At 63.6% G+C, this 14,684-nt stretch carries 13 protein-coding genes; 5 read left to right on the top strand and 8 right to left on the bottom strand.

Annotation, left to right across the window (positions count from 1 at the left end; all coding sequences use genetic code 11):
* Window positions 1-22 precede the first annotated feature (22 nt).
* From adeC to emhA, 3 genes are read right to left on the bottom strand one after another with little or no spacing between them, the layout of a single operon-like run.
* The gene (adeC, locus tag BLV47_RS30435) at window positions 23-1,483 is read right to left on the bottom strand and encodes an AdeC/AdeK/OprM family multidrug efflux complex outer membrane factor (RefSeq protein WP_092320248.1); all 1,461 of its coding nucleotides are present in this window, start codon (window positions 1,481-1,483) and stop codon (window positions 23-25) included.
* Window positions 1,480-4,623: an efflux RND transporter permease subunit gene (locus tag BLV47_RS30440; RefSeq protein WP_092320249.1), complete on the bottom strand. Its 3,144-nt coding sequence runs from the start codon at window positions 4,621-4,623 to the stop codon at window positions 1,480-1,482. The genes adeC and BLV47_RS30440 overlap by 4 nt, the downstream gene beginning before the upstream one ends.
* A gap of 3 nt (window positions 4,624-4,626) precedes the next feature.
* The gene (gene emhA / locus BLV47_RS30445; RefSeq protein ID WP_092320250.1) at window positions 4,627-5,784 is read right to left on the bottom strand and encodes an efflux RND transporter periplasmic adaptor subunit EmhA; all 1,158 of its coding nucleotides are present in this window, start codon (window positions 5,782-5,784) and stop codon (window positions 4,627-4,629) included.
* A 265-nt stretch (window positions 5,785-6,049) separates the two neighbouring features.
* On the opposite strand from emhA, the gene emhR reads away from it, so the two are divergent.
* A complete protein-coding gene (emhR, locus tag BLV47_RS30450; protein ID WP_092320251.1) occupies window positions 6,050-6,682 on the top strand; it encodes an efflux system transcriptional repressor EmhR in 633 nt (210 codons plus the stop codon).
* Between the two features lie 301 nt (window positions 6,683-6,983).
* Here the strand turns inward: emhR and BLV47_RS30455 are convergent, their stop codons facing one another.
* The 3 genes from BLV47_RS30455 to BLV47_RS30465 are packed head-to-tail and all read right to left on the bottom strand — an operon-like array spanning window position 6,984 to window position 9,555.
* Window positions 6,984-8,033 (bottom strand): alkene reductase, encoded by a 1,050-nt coding sequence (locus tag BLV47_RS30455; protein ID WP_092320252.1) that lies wholly within the window; start codon window positions 8,031-8,033, stop codon window positions 6,984-6,986.
* A 33-nt stretch (window positions 8,034-8,066) separates the two neighbouring features.
* Window positions 8,067-9,233 (bottom strand): MFS transporter, encoded by a 1,167-nt coding sequence (locus tag BLV47_RS30460; RefSeq protein WP_092320253.1) that lies wholly within the window; start codon window positions 9,231-9,233, stop codon window positions 8,067-8,069.
* A 19-nt stretch (window positions 9,234-9,252) separates the two neighbouring features.
* Entirely contained in the window at window positions 9,253-9,555 is a 303-nt protein-coding gene (locus tag BLV47_RS30465) for an ArsR/SmtB family transcription factor (protein ID WP_016965050.1), read from the bottom strand.
* A 153-nt stretch (window positions 9,556-9,708) separates the two neighbouring features.
* On the opposite strand from BLV47_RS30465, the gene BLV47_RS30470 reads away from it, so the two are divergent.
* Entirely contained in the window at window positions 9,709-10,290 is a 582-nt protein-coding gene (locus BLV47_RS30470; RefSeq protein ID WP_092320254.1) for an acyl carrier protein phosphodiesterase, read from the top strand.
* A gap of 103 nt (window positions 10,291-10,393) precedes the next feature.
* Here BLV47_RS30470 and BLV47_RS30475 read toward each other — a convergent pair whose 3' ends face one another.
* Both BLV47_RS30475 and olsB read right to left on the bottom strand, forming a co-directional pair.
* Window positions 10,394-11,188, bottom strand: coding sequence for a lysophospholipid acyltransferase family protein (locus BLV47_RS30475; RefSeq protein WP_092320255.1), 795 nt, complete (start codon window positions 11,186-11,188; stop codon window positions 10,394-10,396).
* Complete coding sequence (olsB, locus tag BLV47_RS30480; RefSeq protein ID WP_092320256.1) at window positions 11,188-11,943, bottom strand: L-ornithine N(alpha)-acyltransferase; 756 nt, start codon at window positions 11,941-11,943, stop codon at window positions 11,188-11,190. The genes BLV47_RS30475 and olsB overlap by 1 nt, the downstream gene beginning before the upstream one ends.
* A gap of 140 nt (window positions 11,944-12,083) precedes the next feature.
* On the opposite strand from olsB, the gene BLV47_RS30485 reads away from it, so the two are divergent.
* From BLV47_RS30485 to BLV47_RS30495, 3 genes are all read left to right on the top strand, one after another.
* Window positions 12,084-12,962, top strand: coding sequence for an acyl-CoA dehydrogenase middle domain-containing protein (locus BLV47_RS30485; RefSeq protein WP_092320257.1), 879 nt, complete (start codon window positions 12,084-12,086; stop codon window positions 12,960-12,962).
* Window positions 12,963-13,136: 174 nt separating this feature from the next.
* Window positions 13,137-14,234: a serine hydrolase domain-containing protein gene (locus BLV47_RS30490; RefSeq protein WP_092320258.1), complete on the top strand. Its 1,098-nt coding sequence runs from the start codon at window positions 13,137-13,139 to the stop codon at window positions 14,232-14,234.
* Entirely contained in the window at window positions 14,231-14,560 is a 330-nt protein-coding gene (locus tag BLV47_RS30495; protein ID WP_092320259.1) for an amidase, read from the top strand. Before BLV47_RS30490 ends, BLV47_RS30495 begins: the two co-directional genes overlap by 4 nt.
* The last annotated feature ends 124 nt before the right edge of the window (window positions 14,561-14,684 follow it).

A 14,684-nucleotide genomic window follows, 5' to 3' on the forward strand; every position in this document is an offset into this window, starting at 1 on the left:
TTTCCTGCAGCCGGATCCTGTGTCAGAACAGGTGCAGCGCCGGGGCTTTTTCAGCCAGTGGCTGGCTCTTCGCCGTCTGCTCGCTCCAGCCGCCGCCGAGGGCCTTGTACAGGTTGACCTCGCTGGTGAGCTGCGCCAGGCGATCGGTGATCAGGGCCTGCTGGGCACTGAACAGCGAACGCTGGGCGTCGAGGAAGGTCAGGTTGCTGTCGACCCCGATGCGATAGCGGCGCTCGGCCAGACGGTAGTAGTCCTGGTTGGCGTTGACGAAATCACGTTGGGCCTGCAACTGCTGGTTGTAGGTCTGGCGCGCCGCCAGGCCATCGGAGACTTCCTGGAAGGCGGTCTGGATGGATTTCTCGTACTGGGCCACGGTGATGTCTTTCTGGATCTTCGAGTAATCCAGGCTGGCGCGCAGGCTGCCGGCGTTGAAGATCGGCAGGTTGATCTGCGGCTGGAACAGCCAGGTGCCCGAGCCGCCCTTGAACAGGCCCGAGAGGTCCGGGCTCAGGGTGCCGGCGTTGGCTGTCAGGCTGATGCTCGGGAAGAACGCCGCCCGCGCCGCGCCGATATTGGCATTCGCCGCTTTCAGCTTGTATTCGGCTTCGAGGATGTCCGGACGCCGTTGCAGCAGCTCCGACGGCAGGCCGGCCGGCAGCTCGCTCAACAGATTGGCCGACAGCGGTTGGGCCGCGGGCAGGTTGCTCGGAATCGCCGTGCCCAGCAGCAGGGTCAGGCTGTTTTCATCCTGGGCCACCTGGCGGGTGTAGCGCGCCAGTTGCACCCGGGCGTTTTCCACCGAGGTCCGCGCCTGACTCAGGTCCAGGGCCGAGGCCACGCCCACTTCATTGCTGCGCGAGGTCAGGCGGTAGCTTTCCTCGTAGGCAGCCAGGGTTTCCTGGGTCAGCTTGAGCAACTCCTTGTCGGCCTGCCAGGTCATGTAGGCATTGGCCACGCTGGCCACCAGGCTGATCTGCGTGCTGCGCCGGGCCTCTTCGCTGGAGAAGTAGGTTTGCAGGGCTTGTTCGCTCAGGCTGCGAACCCGGCCGAACAGGTCCAGCTCGTAGGCGCTGACGCCCACGGTGGCTGAGTACTGGCTGGAGATGCCGGCTTCACCGGTCTGCGACATGCGTGCCGGCGTGCGCTGGCGGCTGCCGCTGGCGTTGGCTGAAACCGCGGGGAACAGGTCGGCGCGCTGGATCTGGTACTGCGCGGCATAGGCGTCGATGTTCAGCGCCGCGACCTTGAGGTCGCGGTTGTTTTCCAGGGCGGTCTGGATCAGCTGCTGCAGCGCCGGGTCGTGGAAGAACTGCCGCCAGCCCTGTTCGGCGGCCGCCACGTTGGCGGCCTCCTTGGGCGAGTAGGCGGGGCCTTGGGGGAATTGCGCCGCCACCGGCGCTTCCGGGCGCTGATAATCCGGTATCAGCGAGCAACCACTTAGCGCGATGGCGGTGATTGCCAGGGAGAGGAGCGACTTGCTCATTGGCCAGCCTCTTTAGGAGTTGCAGTAGTTTCTGACAGGTCCGCTTGTCGGCGGCCCATGGACGATACGGTGACGAAGAACAATGGCACCCAGAAGATCGCCAGGATCGTCGCGGTGAGCATACCGCCGATGACCCCGGTGCCGATGGCATGCTGGCTGCCGGAACCTGCGCCGGTGGAAACGGCCAGCGGCACCACCCCGAGGACGAAGGCCAGGGAGGTCATGATGATCGGCCGCAGACGCATGCGGCAGGCTTCCACCGCAGCATCCACCAGGGAGCGGCCCTGCTCGTGCAGTTCCTTGGCGAACTCGACGATCAGAATGGCGTTTTTCGCCGCCAGGCCGATGGTCACCAACAGCCCCACCTGGAAGTACACGTCGTTGGACAGACCGCGCAGGCTGGTGGCCATCAGTGCACCGATGATCCCCAACGGCACCACCAGCATGACCGCGATCGGAATCGACCAGCTTTCATACAGCGCCGCCAGACACAGGAACACCATCAGCAGGGACAAGGCGTACAGCGCAGGAGCCTGGGAGCCCGACAGGCGCTCCTCGTAGGACAGCCCGGTCCAGGAGATGCCCACGCCCGGCGGCAGCTTGGCGGCAATGGCTTCGACTTCGGCCATGGCTTCACCGGTACTGTAGCCAGGGGCCGGGGCACCCAGGACTTCCATGGCTTCCACGCCGTTGTAACGGGCCAGTTTCGGCGAACCGTAGATCCACTCGCCCTTGGCGAAGGAGGAGAACGGCACCATGGTCCCGGCACTGTTGCGCACGTACCACTTCTTCAGGTCTTCGGGGCTCATGCGTGCACCGGCCTGACCCTGGATGTAGACCTTCTTCACCCGACCGCGGTCGATGAAGTCGTTGACGTAGCTACTGCCCAGGGCAATCGACAAGGTGTTGTTGATGTCGGTGAGGGTCACGCCCAGGGCACTGGCGCGCTCGTCATCGATGCTCAACTGGTATTGCGGTTCATCGTTCAGGCCGTTCGGACGCACCTGGGACAGCACCTTGCTCTGGGCTGCCATGCCGAGGAACTGGTTGCGGGCCGCCATCAGCTTCTCGTGGCCGATACCGGCGCGGTCCTGGAGGAACACGTCGAAACCGGTGGCGTTACCCAACTCCAGTACCGCCGGAGGGGCGAAGGCGAACACCATCGCGTCACGGAAGCTGAAGAAGTGCTGCTGGGCGCGGGCCGCCAGGTTGAACACGCTGTTTTCCGCAGAACGCTCGCCCCACGGCTTGAGCATGATGAAGGCCATGCCCGAGCTCTGGCCGCGACCGGCGAAGTTGAAGCCGTTGACGGTGAACACCGAAGCCACGGTGTCCTTTTCCTTGTCCAGCAGGTAGGCGCGCATTTCATCGACCACCACCTGGGTCCGTTCGGCACTGGAACCGGCTGGGGTCTGTACCTGGGCGAACAGTACGCCCTGGTCTTCTTCCGGCAGGAACGCGGTCGGAATGCGGGTGAACAGCCAGATCATGCCCAGGACGATCAAGACATAGGCCAGCAGGTACGGGGCCTTGTGGCGCAGCATGTTGCCCACGCCGCGCTCGTAGCTTTTCACGCTGCGATCGAAGGTGCGGTTGAACCAGCCGAAGAAGCCGCGTTTCTCCGCGTGATGCCCCGGGATGACAGGCTTGAGCATGGTGGCGCACAGCGCCGGGGTGAAGATCAGGGCCACCAGGACCGACAGGGCCATGGCCGAAACCACGGTGATCGAGAACTGCTTGTAGATCACCCCGGTGGAGCCGCTGAAGAACGCCATGGGCAGCAGTACCGCGGACAGCACCAGGGCAATACCCACCAGGGCACCCTGGATCTGGCCCATGGATTTCTTCGTGGCCTCTTTGGGTGACAGGCCTTCCTCGTGCATCACCCGTTCGACGTTTTCCACCACGACGATGGCGTCGTCCACCAGCAAGCCGATGGCCAGCACCATGCCGAACATGGTCAGGGTGTTGATGCTGAAACCGGCCGCCGCGAGGATACCGAAGGTCCCCAGCAGTACCACCGGCACCGTCATGGTGGTGATCACCGTGGCGCGGAAGTTCTGCAGGAACAGGAACATCACCAGGAACACCAGGACGATCGCTTCCACCAGGGTCTCGACCACGCCCTTGATGGATTCGGTGACCACGGGCGTGGTGTCGTAGGGGAATACCACCTTCATGCCTTGCGGGAAGAAGGGTTCCAGGTCGCTGATGGTCTTGCGCAGCGCCTTGGCAGTGTCCAGGGCGTTGGCGCCGTTGGCCAGTTTCACCGCCAGGCCGGAGGCCGGCTTGCCGTTGAACTGGGCGCTGATGGCGTAGTTCTCGCCACCCAGGCCGACGTCCGCGACATCACCCAGGCGCACTTGCGAGCCGTCCTTGTTGACCTTCAGCAGGATCGCCTTGAACTGCTCGGCAGTCTGCAGGCGGGTCTTGCCGATGATCGTGGCATTGAGTTGCTGGCCGGGCAGGGCGGGCAGGCCGCCGAGCTGGCCGGACGATACCTGGACGTTCTGCGCGGCCACCGCGGTCTTCACGTCCACCGGGGTCAGGTTGAAGTTGTTCAGCTTGGCCGGGTCGAGCCAGATGCGCATGGCGTACTGGGCACCGAACACCTGGAAGTCACCGACGCCCGCGGTCCGCGAGATCGGGTCCTGCATGTTCGACACGATGTAGTTCGACAGGTCGTCCTTGGACATGCTGCCGTCCTCGGACACCACGCCGATCACCAGCAGGAAGTTCTTCACGGCCTTGGTCACGCGGATACCCTGTTGCTGCACTTCTTGCGGCAGCAGCGGGGTGGCCAGGTTGAGCTTGTTCTGCACCTGGACCTGCGCGGTGTCGGAGTTGGTGCCCTGCTCGAAGGTCGCGGTGATGGTCATGCTGCCGTCGGAGTTACTTTCCGAGGACACGTAACGCAGGTTGTCGATACCGTTGAGCTGCTGCTCGATCACCTGGACCACGGTGTCCTGCACGGTCTGTGCGGAAGCGCCCGGGTAGGTCACGGAGATGGCGATCGCCGGCGGGGCGATGCTCGGGTACTGGTTGATCGGCAATTTGAGGATCGATAGAGCCCCGACCAACATGATCACCAGGGCAATAACCCAGGCGAAGATCGGACGGTCGATAAAAAATTTCGACATGGTTTACTCCCCTTTGCCGCCTGCAGCTTTGTCGGTTGCCTGTGCAGGGGCCGGGTTTTTCGCGGCTACGTTGGTGGCTTCGCTGGCCTTGACTTCAATGCCCGGCTTGACGAATTGCAGGCCTTCGGTGATCAGCCGGTCGCCGGCTTTCAGGCCGTCTTCCACCAGCCACTGGCTGCCGACGGTGCGGCTGGCCTTGAGCTGGCGCAGCTCGACCTTGTTGTCCGGGCCAACCACCAGGGCGGTCGGGGTGCCTTTCAAGTCGCGGGTCACGCCTTGTTGTGGGGCCAGGATCGCCGCACTGTTGACCCCGGCTTGCAGCTGGGCGTGGACGAACATGCCCGGCAGCAGGGTGTGCTGAGGGTTGGGGAACACGGCGCGCAGGGTCACCGAGCCGGTGGTTTCGTCCACCGAGACTTCGGAGAACTCCAGTTTGCCGTCGAGCTTGTACTGGCTGCCGTCTTCCAGGGTCAGTTTGACCTTGGCGGCGTTGTCGCCGACTTTCTGCAGGCGCCCGCTTTCCAGCTCGCGGCGCAGTTCCAGGAGTTCCACCGAGGACTGGGTGACGTCGACGTAGATCGGGTCCAGTTGCTGGATCACCGCCATGGCATTGGCTTGGCCGTTGCTGACCAGGGCGCCTTCGGTCACCGAGGAACGGCCGATGCGACCGGTCAGCGGCGCCAGCACTTTGGTGAAGCGCAGGTTGATCTGAGCGCTTTGCAGGGCGGCTTCCGACTGCAGGCGGTTGGCCACGGCGGTGTCGTATTCCTGGCGGCTCACGGCCTGCTCGTTGACCAGTTGCTTGTAGCGATCGGAAATCGACTTGGTCGATTGCAGATTGGCCTCGGCACTCTTCAGCGTTGCCTCATAGACCGATGGATCGATCTGATAAAGCTGCTGACCTTCCTTGACGTCCCCGCCTTCTTTGAACAGGCGCTTAAGAATGATCCCATTTACCTGCGGACGAACTTCGGCGATACGGAACGCTGTGGTCCGCCCCGGTAGTTCGGAAGTCAGGGTAAAGGCTTGTGGTTGCAGGGTGACGACGCCGACCTGAGGAGCTTGAGGGGCTGGCGCCGCCTCTTCCTTTTTACATCCGCTGAGCAGCGATGCCAGGGCGACGGCAGTGACCAGAGCGGTAACAGCTGGCTTGAGTTGCATGAAGATCCTCGGGTCAGGCACGCAAGATGCGCACAAGAAAAGTGGAAAGTAAGAAAGAGTTGGCTGAGTGGATTAGTAGCTTGCTAAGGAATATACTTACGTTCGCGGCTGTTTGTAAATACCCTGGCGGCGTACCCATCCGGTTACACAAGCCCCTGTAGGTGTTGAATTGTAGGCTGGGCAAATGGCCCCCGAGAGGCCGTTCCATATTTATTCAGAAGGTCTTCACGCATCGCTGAAAGATCCTGATCGAGGTTTTACTGCCATGGTCCGTCGTACCAAAGAGGAAGCTCAAGAAACTCGTAGCCAGATACTCGAGGCCGCCGAAAAGGCCTTTTACGAGCGTGGCGTGGCGCGTACTACCCTGGCCGATATCGCCGCGTTGGCGGGGGTGACGCGGGGTGCCATCTATTGGCATTTCAACAATAAGGCCGATCTGGTCCAGGCCATGCTCGACAGCCTGCGTGAACCTTTGGATGAGATGGCTGCCGCCAGTGAGAATGTAGATGAATTGGATCCGTTGGGCTGGATGCGCAAGTTGCTGATTCATTTGTTCCATCAAGTGGCCCTGGACCCGAAAACCCGACGCATTAATGAAATTCTGTTTCATAAGTGCGAATTCACCGATGAAATGTGCGACCTGCGGCGCCAGCGTCGCACCGCCAGCCTGGAGTGCAACGTGCGTATCGAGCTGGCGCTGACCAATGCAGTGAATCGCGGGCAATTGCCCGAAGATCTTGATACGCAACGGGCGGCTATCAGCATGCGTGCCTTTATCGATGGCATCCTTTACCAATGGCTGCTGGCCCCTGAGAGCTTCGCCCTGCACACCGAGGCAGAGCGCTGGATCGACATCGGGCTGGATATGTTGCGCTTGAGCCCGAACTTGCGTCATTAAGACAACATGCGTAATTGAATCCAATTGTGTCAAGACTTACCGCGACGGATACTCACTCCCGCGCTCGCCATCGCGATGGGGTGCATTTATATATGGGCTGGCCGCATCTTGATAGATAGCGAGCTACGTATTTTGTAGGGATTTTGTTGCGTGTGTGTGAATGAGTGTGAACCCTTCACCGTTCAACGGCGCAGAACAGCCGATCAAGGGGATGGCCCTGATCGGCCTGGGCAACTGCGGCATGCTCGGCAAAAAGCCCCGGCTCGCGAGAGCCGGGGCTTTTTGGTTTACCGGGAACGGCTTACAGCGTCGGGTAGTCGATGTAGCCCACCGGACCTTTGCCATAGAAGGTTTCCGGATGCGCTTGGTTCAACGGCGCGTCGGCCTTCAAGCGCGCGGGCAGATCCGGGTTGGCGATAAAGGGCACGCCGAAGGCCACGGCGTCAGCCTTGCCGGCAGCCAGCCAGGCGTTGGCGCTGTCCTTGGTGAAGCGTTCGTTGGCGATGTACGGGCCGCCGAAGGCTTCTTTCAGTTGCGGGCCCAGGCTGTCGGCGCCTTCTTTCTCGCGCGAGCAGATAAAAGCGATGCCGCGCTTGCCCAGCTCGCGGGCGACGTAGGTGAAGGTTTCCGCCAGGTTGGCGTCGCCCATGTCATGGGAGTCGGCGCGAGGTGCCAGGTGCACACCCACCCGCCCGGCGCCCCAGATCTCGATGGCCGCGTCGGTGACTTCCAGCAGTAGGCGGGCACGGTTCTCCAGGGAGCCGCCGTACTGGTCGGTGCGCTGGTTGGTGCTGCTTTGCAGGAACTGATCCAGCAGGTAACCGTTGGCGCCGTGGATTTCCACGCCATCGAAACCGGCGGCCTTGGCGTTTTCCGCGCCGACCCGGTAAGCCTCGACGATGTCGGCGATCTCAGCGGTTTCCAGGGCCCGCGGGGTCGGGTAGTCGGCCAGAGGACGCACCAGGCTGACATGGCCCTTGGGCTGGATGGCGCTCGGGGCCACCGGGGTTTCGCCGTCCAGGTAGGACGGGTGGGAAATCCGCCCCACGTGCCACAGCTGCAGGAAGATCTTGCCGCCGGCGCCATGCACCGCCTTGGTCACGTTGGCCCAGCCACGCACCTGATCGTTGGACCAGATGCCGGGGGTATCCGGGTAGCCGACGCCCATCGGGGTGACCGAAGTGGCTTCGCTGAGGATCAGGCCAGCGGATGCCCGCTGCACGTAGTACTCGGCCATCAGCGCGTTGGGCACGCGGCCGGCGTCGGCGCGGCAGCGGGTCAGCGGGGCCATGATGATGCGGTTGGACAGTTCGAGGTCGCCGATCTTGATCGGATCAAACAGAGTGGTCATGGAATGCAGCCTTCTATAGAGGAAAGAGTCGGATCAGTGGGTTGCAGCAGCCAGTTCGGCGTTGCCGCCCTGGCGAAAGGTAATCAGCGTCACCAGCAGGGCCAGGATCGCCAGCACCGCAGCCGCCAGCGGTACGCTGGTGAGGCCGAAACCGTGGGCGATGACGCTGCCGCCGACCCAGGCGCCCAGGGCGTTGCCGATGTTGAAGGCGCCGATGTTCAGGGTCGAAACCAGGTTTGGCGCGGCCTTGCCGAAGGTCACCACATTGACCTGCAGCGCCGGCACCGCGGCAAACGAAGCGGTGGCCCAGAGGAACAGGGTGATCTCAGTGGGAATCAACGCCACGCTGGTCCAGGTCAGCACGGTGGAAACCACCGCCATGGCCGCGAACACGCCGATCAGGGTGGCGCCCAGGCGCTTGTCCGCCAGCTTGCCGCCGATGATGTTGCCCAGGGTCAGGCCCAGGCCGATCAGCAGCAGGGTCCAGGTCACGCCCTGGGGCGAGACGCCGGTGACATCGCCGAGCAGCGGCGCAACGTAGGTGAAGAGGGTGAACATCGACGCGGCGAACAGCGCGGTCATGCTCAGGGACAGCCAGATTCCAGCGCCCTTGAGGGCGGCCAGTTCCGCACCCATGTCGAGTTTTTCCTCATCGCGCTTGGCCGGCAAAAAGCGCAACAGGCCGATCAGTGCTACCACGCCGATCACCGTCACCGCCCAGAAGGTCGAGCGCCAGCCGGCCGCCTGGCCCAAGGCTGTGCCCAGCGGGACGCCAAGGACGTTGGCCAGGGTCAGGCCGGTGAACATCAGGGCCACGGCCGAGGCGCGCTTGTTGGCGGGCACCAGGCCGGCGGCCACCACTGAACCGATACCGAAGAAGGCACCGTGGCACAGCGCGGTGATCACCCGGGCGAACATCAGCACGTTGTAATCACTGGCCAGTGCGCACAGCAGGTTGCCGACAATGAAGATTCCCATCAGCGCCACCAGCGCCGCCTTGCGTGGCAAGCGGGCAGTGGCCAGGGCCATGAACGGCGCACCGATGGCCACACCCAGGGCGTAGCCGGTGACCAGCCAGCCAGCGCCGGGAATCGACACGCCGAGGTCCGCCGCGACATCGGGCAGAAGCCCCATGATGACGAACTCGGTAGTGCCGATGGCGAAGGCGCTCAAGGCCAGGATGATGAGTGAAAGGGGCATTGTCGGGTCCTTGTCAGGTCTAGAGCTGTTGGCTCATTTGCGTGAGGAACTGCTGGATGACTTCCTCATTGCGTTTGAAAAAATGCCATTGGCCGACTTTCCGGCTGCTGATCAGGCCTGCGCGTTGCAGGGTGGCGAGGTGGGCGGACACGGTCGACTGCGACAGGCCGCAGCGTTGATCGATCTGTCCGGCGCACACGCCGTGCTCATTGCTGTGAGCCTGATCGGGAAATTCGACTGTCGGGTCTTTCAGCCAGTGCAGGATTTCCCTGCGAACCGGATGTGCCAGGGCTTTTATTATTTCGTCGAGGTCGAGGGACATGGCGGTGCTCGTTTTCCGTAAAACGTTGTATCGCGATGAGGCGAAATTTAAATCGTTATTTCGCGATATACCAATATGATTTTGATCTTAAATCATTACTTATCGGTATATCGGGTTATAACGATATATTGAGCGCGGTGCTAAGCTGCGCGAATGAATTATCTCGCACATCTACACCTTGGCGGCCAGCGTCCGGGTCAATTACTGGGCAGCCTGTATGGCGATTTCGTCAAAGGCCGCCTGCAAGGGCAGTTTGCCCCTGAAGTCGAGGCGGCGATCCAGCTGCATCGGAGCATCGACACCTACACCGACAGCCACCCGCTGGTGAGTGCGGCGCTGTCGCGTTTTTCACTGACCCGGCGGCGCTATGCCGGCATCGTCATCGACGTGTTCTTCGACCATTGCCTGGCTCGGGACTGGGCCGAATATGCCGATCGTCCCTTGCAGCAGTTCACCGCCGACGTGTATCGGGTGCTGGCGGCCGAGCCGCAGTTGCCCGGGCGCCTGGCGCAGATAGCGCCCTATATGGCGGCGGATGACTGGTTGGGTTCCTATCGGGATTTCCAGGTGCTGGAGCAGGTGTTGCGCGGGATTGCCCGGCGCTTGTCGCAACCGGAGGAGCTGACTGCGGCGATGGGGGAGCTGGAGCGTCTGTATCGGCCGTTGAGCGAAGATTTCCGCGATTTTTACCCGCAATTGCAGTCGTTCGCCATGCAGCACATCCAGTTACCCTGACGAACGTCCCCTCGGTAGGAGTCGGCTTGCCGACGAAAGCACCTCTATCAATGGTGCAGGTTTCAACGGCATCTTCGCCGGCAAGCCGGCTCCTACGTGTGGTTCAGGCGGCGACCAGTTCGCCGCTGCGACGTGGTTCGGCGGGTTGGGCAACGTCGCCAAATAGTGCTTTTTGCACCGCTTGCTGTGCCTGAAAGGCCAGTGCCGCACGTTCCTGGCCCTGGCAGGCAATTGGCTTGAGCAGATGAATCTCCACCTGGCCCCGATCATTGGCGAACAGCCGCATCAAATGCGAGAGCAGGTCGTCGTCACCAATGAAGGGCGCCAGGGTATCGATCTGGCCATCGCGCAAATAACGGATCGCCACCGGTTGCAGCGACACTTCGGCGTCGATGGCACTGGCCAGCAGGCGGCCGTGGAAAGTCCGCAGGCCATGGCCGTCGGTGGTGGTGCCTTCGGGGAACAGCAGCAATGGATGCTGCTCCTGCAGGTGGCGGGTCATCTGCTTGCGGATCAGCTGGCTGTCACCGGCCCCGCGGCGGATGAACAGGCTGCCGGCCTTGGCCGCCAGCCAGCCGGCCACCGGCCAGGTACGCACCTCGGCCTTGGACAGGAAGGACAGCGGCGTGAGCATGCCCAGTAGCGGAATGTCGGTCCAGGACACATGGTTGCTGACCCAGAGCATTGGCTGCCCGGGCAACTCGCCGTGTACCGAGATCTGGAAGGGCAGGGCATTGCTCAGGCGCGCCATGAAGAAGCGCGACCAGCGCTGGCGCCGGACCATGGAGTTGGCCACCCCCAGGCGCTCCAGCAGACCGAAGACACTGGCCATGCTCAGCCCCAGCGCCACCACCAGCAGTACCCGGGCGATGCGCCCGTAGACCCGCAGCCGGCGCATCAGACCGCCGCCTTGAAGTGCCGGGCGTAGCGCGGGCACAACTCGTCACGCTTGAGCAGGATGAAGACGTCGGCGACCTGGAAGTCTTCGTCCCAGCACGGCTCGCCGCAGATTTTCGCTCCCAGGCGCATGTAGGCCTTGAGCAGCGGTGGCATCTCGGCGATCACGTTGGACGGAATGTCCAGGCTCGGCAACGGCTTCTTCGGTTCGGCCCGCAGGTGTTCGGTGCACAGGTAGCGTTCGCGCAGGCGCTGCATGATCGCCTGGGCCTGCACGCCGCCATCCTGCATGGGGATGCTGGCGCAGCCCATCAGGTAGCTGTAGCCGCCCTGGTTGAGGACCTCCGCCAGTTCGCCCCAGAGCACGGCAATGGTGCCGCCGTTGCGGTAGGCCGGGTCGACGCAGGTGCGGCCGATCTCCAGGATCGGGCCCTTGAGCTGCACCAGGCCGTGCAGGCTGAACTCTTCTTCGCTGTAGAAGCGCCCCAGGCTGCTGGCGGCCTGGTGGTCCAGCAGACGGGTGGTGGCCACCAGGCGCCCGGTGTTCAGGTCCCGTACACCGATATGGCTGCAATGGGCATCATAGTCATCCATGTCCAGACCCAGTTCCGCGCCCTTGAGCTTGGCGTTGAACTCGCCACTGAAGACGTTGAAACGCAGGGCCTGTGCTTCCTGCAAGGCCTGGGCGCCGATCAGGCGTTCGGCTTGCAGGCGGCGTTCAATGCCGGTGTCGCTGATGCGGGCGATCTGAGTCATCGTGAATCTCCGTGCGGGCCACTGACCCGCCTTGGGTTGCAGCCAATCGACTTTGTTGTGCAAAGTCAGGCTATGTAGCCCCGGTGTCATCGCCATGAAGCTTTGGTGATGCTTGTATGACAGCCCCTGAGGACCTCCGAATGCCCTGGCAAGCCCTGCTCGAGAGCCGTGAACGACTGCCCGCCAACCCTGACCTGGCCGAGGGGTATGGGGCTTTGCTGAGCCATCTGGGAACGTTCACGCCGTTTGAGCTGGCGGTGCGCGGCGGGCGCCTGATGAGCACCCCGGGGCTGGCTTTCCTGGTGGGTTACCAGGCGGCATTGCGCATGTTGTGGCCCAGCGCGCCGCTCAGCCTGGGGGCTTTATGCGCGACCGAACGCCGCAGCCTGCGTCCGGCGGACATGCAGACCCGCCTGGAGGACTTGCGTCTGAGCGGACGCAAGGATTTCGTCACTGCCGGCGATGCCGCCGACTGGCTGCTGGTGGCGGCCCGCAGCGAGGTCCCGGGTGAGCGGGCGGCATTGCGCCTGACCGTGGTCTACGCCGGGGAACCGGGGGTCAAGGTCCAGACCCTGCCGGCCATCGGCCTGATGCCGGAGATCAGCCATGGCTGCCTGCTGCTGGACAACGCCGCCTGCGAACTGCTCGCCGGCGATGGCTGGGACGCCTATGTCAAACCCTTCCGGACCCTGGAAGACACCTACGTCCTGAGCGCCATGCTCGCCTGGCTGTACGGCGTGGGCCAGGACAGCGGCTGGCCGCAGACACTGCAATTGCAACTGCTGGGGTTGCTGGCGGGCTGTGCCGAAGTCAGTCGGCAGAATCCTTCCTTGAGTGGCGGGCACATTCTGTTGGGCGGTCTGTTCACCCAGTTCCAGGTGTTGCGGCCTGAAATCGACGCCGCATTCGCCAATGGTCCTGAGCCTTGGCGCAGCCAATGGTCCCGGGACCAAGCCCTGCTGGACCTGGCCGCCAGCGCCCGGGAGCAACGCCTGGCCAAAGCCCTGGCCTCGTTTTAGCAACGGCGCGCCCTTGCGTAGGAGCCGGCTTGCCGGCGAATGGGCCCGAGAGCCTCGCGCAAGGCACGATGACGCCTTCGCTGGCCAGCCAGCGCCCACAAACGAAGGCACTTGCAGTGAAACTGTCATCCGCCTGGACTAGGCTCGGCCGCTGACGTCACTTGAGTGTCATCCATGGCCAAGGCCCCGATCCTGCTGGCATTGCTTGTGTGCCTCTACTTGCCGGCCTGGGCCGAGGAGTGGCCGGCGGAGCAATGGAGTTGGGGCCCGGCCGTCAGCGGCCCGGGGCTCAAGGCTCTGGAGGACTACGCCTTCGAGCCCAGAGATGAAGAGTCCCGGCAAGGCATTCGCACCGACGCCTTGCTGGTGATCCGCGATGGCCAGCTGCTTTACGAGCGCTATGCCGGCACCACCGGACCGCAGACTCCCCATCTCATCTGGTCGGCCAGCAAGAGTCTGCTGGCGGTGGTGCTGGGCGTTGCCTTCGGTGAAGGCCGCTTCCAGCTGCAGGACCCTGCCGCACAGTATTACCCGGCGCTGCAGCGGCATCCGCGCATCACCCTGGCCGACTTGCTGCACTGGGCCTCGGGCCTGGACTGGCAGGAAGACTACGAATACGCACCGCTCAACTCCTCGGTGGTGGCCATGCTCTACACCCGGGGCCACCGGGACATGGCCGCATTCGCCGCACAGCAGGCGACGGCCGCGCGGGCGGGGCAGGTGTTTCGCTACTCCAGTGGCGACAGCAACCTGCTGGCGGCCAGTCTGCGGGGGATAGTGGGGCCCGAGCGCTACGCGGACTACCCCTGGCACGCGCTGTTCGAACCCCTGGGAATCACCCATGCCGTGTGGGAGCGCGACGCGGCCGGCACCTTCGTTGCTTCGTCCTACCTGTACCTGACGGCTCGGGATCTGGCGCGGATCGGCCTGTTGATGCAGCGCGATGGCCGCTGGCGCGACCGGCAATTGCTGCCCAAGGCCTGGGTCGAATTCTGTCGCACCCCCTTTGCCGGCTACCGGGCCAACCAGGACGTGGCCGTGGCGGGCGGGCACTGGTGGCTCAACCGCGCGGTGGACGGTGCGCCCCGGCCCTGGCCGGATGCGCCGGCGGACACTTATGCGGCGCTGGGACACTGGGGCCAGGCGCTGTACATCCTGCCCGCCGAGCGCCTGGTGATCGTGCGCTATGGCGACGACCGTGATGGCAGCTATCGGCACAACGAGCTGCTCAAGCGGGTCCTGGCGGTCTTTCCCGAACCGAGTCCGCCATGAAGCGCCGGGCCTGGGTGCGCCGTCATCCGCTGCTCGGCCTGTTGCTGCTGGCGCTGCTCCTGCTGCTGGGCTGGGGCTGGCAGCAGCGGGTGGCGCTGCAGGCGTTTCCCGACATCCTCGGGGCCTACACCGCCAAGGAGTACTGCTCCTGCCGTTACGTCATGCAACAACCTGCCGAGGACTGCCGCGCCTACGTGCGCCAGTACCTGCCCATCAGCGGTTTCGATGATGAGCCGCAGGCCCGGCGAGTCACCGCCAGCGCCCTGGGGCGGACCCACAGCGCCTCCTGGCTGGGCCCCCGCGAAGGCTGCCGCCTCGATCCCTGATCCTCGATCAAGCCGCGCCATCGATGATGTGTTCCATACAGTGGAACCACATTTGATTGTCCTGTGCTGCGCCGCGCGGTTATCTGACGCAGCGCTTCGAGCAGGTCCGGCCCCTCGTGCAGCG

Origin of the sequence: Pseudomonas saponiphila, from assembly GCF_900105185.1 — a bacterium.
In the GTDB taxonomy this organism is placed as follows: domain Bacteria; phylum Pseudomonadota; class Gammaproteobacteria; order Pseudomonadales; family Pseudomonadaceae; genus Aquipseudomonas; species Aquipseudomonas saponiphila.

Excerpts from the sequence above, each read along its gene's own strand:
- adeC (WP_092320248.1), bottom strand. The coding sequence starts at position 1,483 with ATGAGCAAGTCGCTCCTCTCCCTGGCAATCACCGCCATCGCGCTAAGT.
- BLV47_RS30440 (WP_092320249.1), bottom strand. The coding sequence starts at position 4,623 with ATGTCGAAATTTTTTATCGACCGTCCGATCTTCGCCTGGGTTATTGCC.
- emhA (WP_092320250.1), bottom strand. The coding sequence starts at position 5,784 with ATGCAACTCAAGCCAGCTGTTACCGCTCTGGTCACTGCCGTCGCCCTG.
- emhR (WP_092320251.1), top strand. The coding sequence starts at position 6,050 with ATGGTCCGTCGTACCAAAGAGGAAGCTCAAGAAACTCGTAGCCAGATA.
- BLV47_RS30455 (WP_092320252.1), bottom strand. The coding sequence starts at position 8,033 with ATGACCACTCTGTTTGATCCGATCAAGATCGGCGACCTCGAACTGTCC.
- BLV47_RS30460 (WP_092320253.1), bottom strand. The coding sequence starts at position 9,233 with ATGCCCCTTTCACTCATCATCCTGGCCTTGAGCGCCTTCGCCATCGGC.
- BLV47_RS30465 (WP_016965050.1), bottom strand. The coding sequence starts at position 9,555 with ATGTCCCTCGACCTCGACGAAATAATAAAAGCCCTGGCACATCCGGTT.
- BLV47_RS30470 (WP_092320254.1), top strand. The coding sequence starts at position 9,709 with ATGAATTATCTCGCACATCTACACCTTGGCGGCCAGCGTCCGGGTCAA.
- BLV47_RS30475 (WP_092320255.1), bottom strand. The coding sequence starts at position 11,188 with ATGCGCCGGCTGCGGGTCTACGGGCGCATCGCCCGGGTACTGCTGGTG.
- olsB (WP_092320256.1), bottom strand. The coding sequence starts at position 11,943 with ATGACTCAGATCGCCCGCATCAGCGACACCGGCATTGAACGCCGCCTG.
- BLV47_RS30485 (WP_092320257.1), top strand. The coding sequence starts at position 12,084 with ATGCCCTGGCAAGCCCTGCTCGAGAGCCGTGAACGACTGCCCGCCAAC.
- BLV47_RS30490 (WP_092320258.1), top strand. The coding sequence starts at position 13,137 with ATGGCCAAGGCCCCGATCCTGCTGGCATTGCTTGTGTGCCTCTACTTG.
- BLV47_RS30495 (WP_092320259.1), top strand. The coding sequence starts at position 14,231 with ATGAAGCGCCGGGCCTGGGTGCGCCGTCATCCGCTGCTCGGCCTGTTG.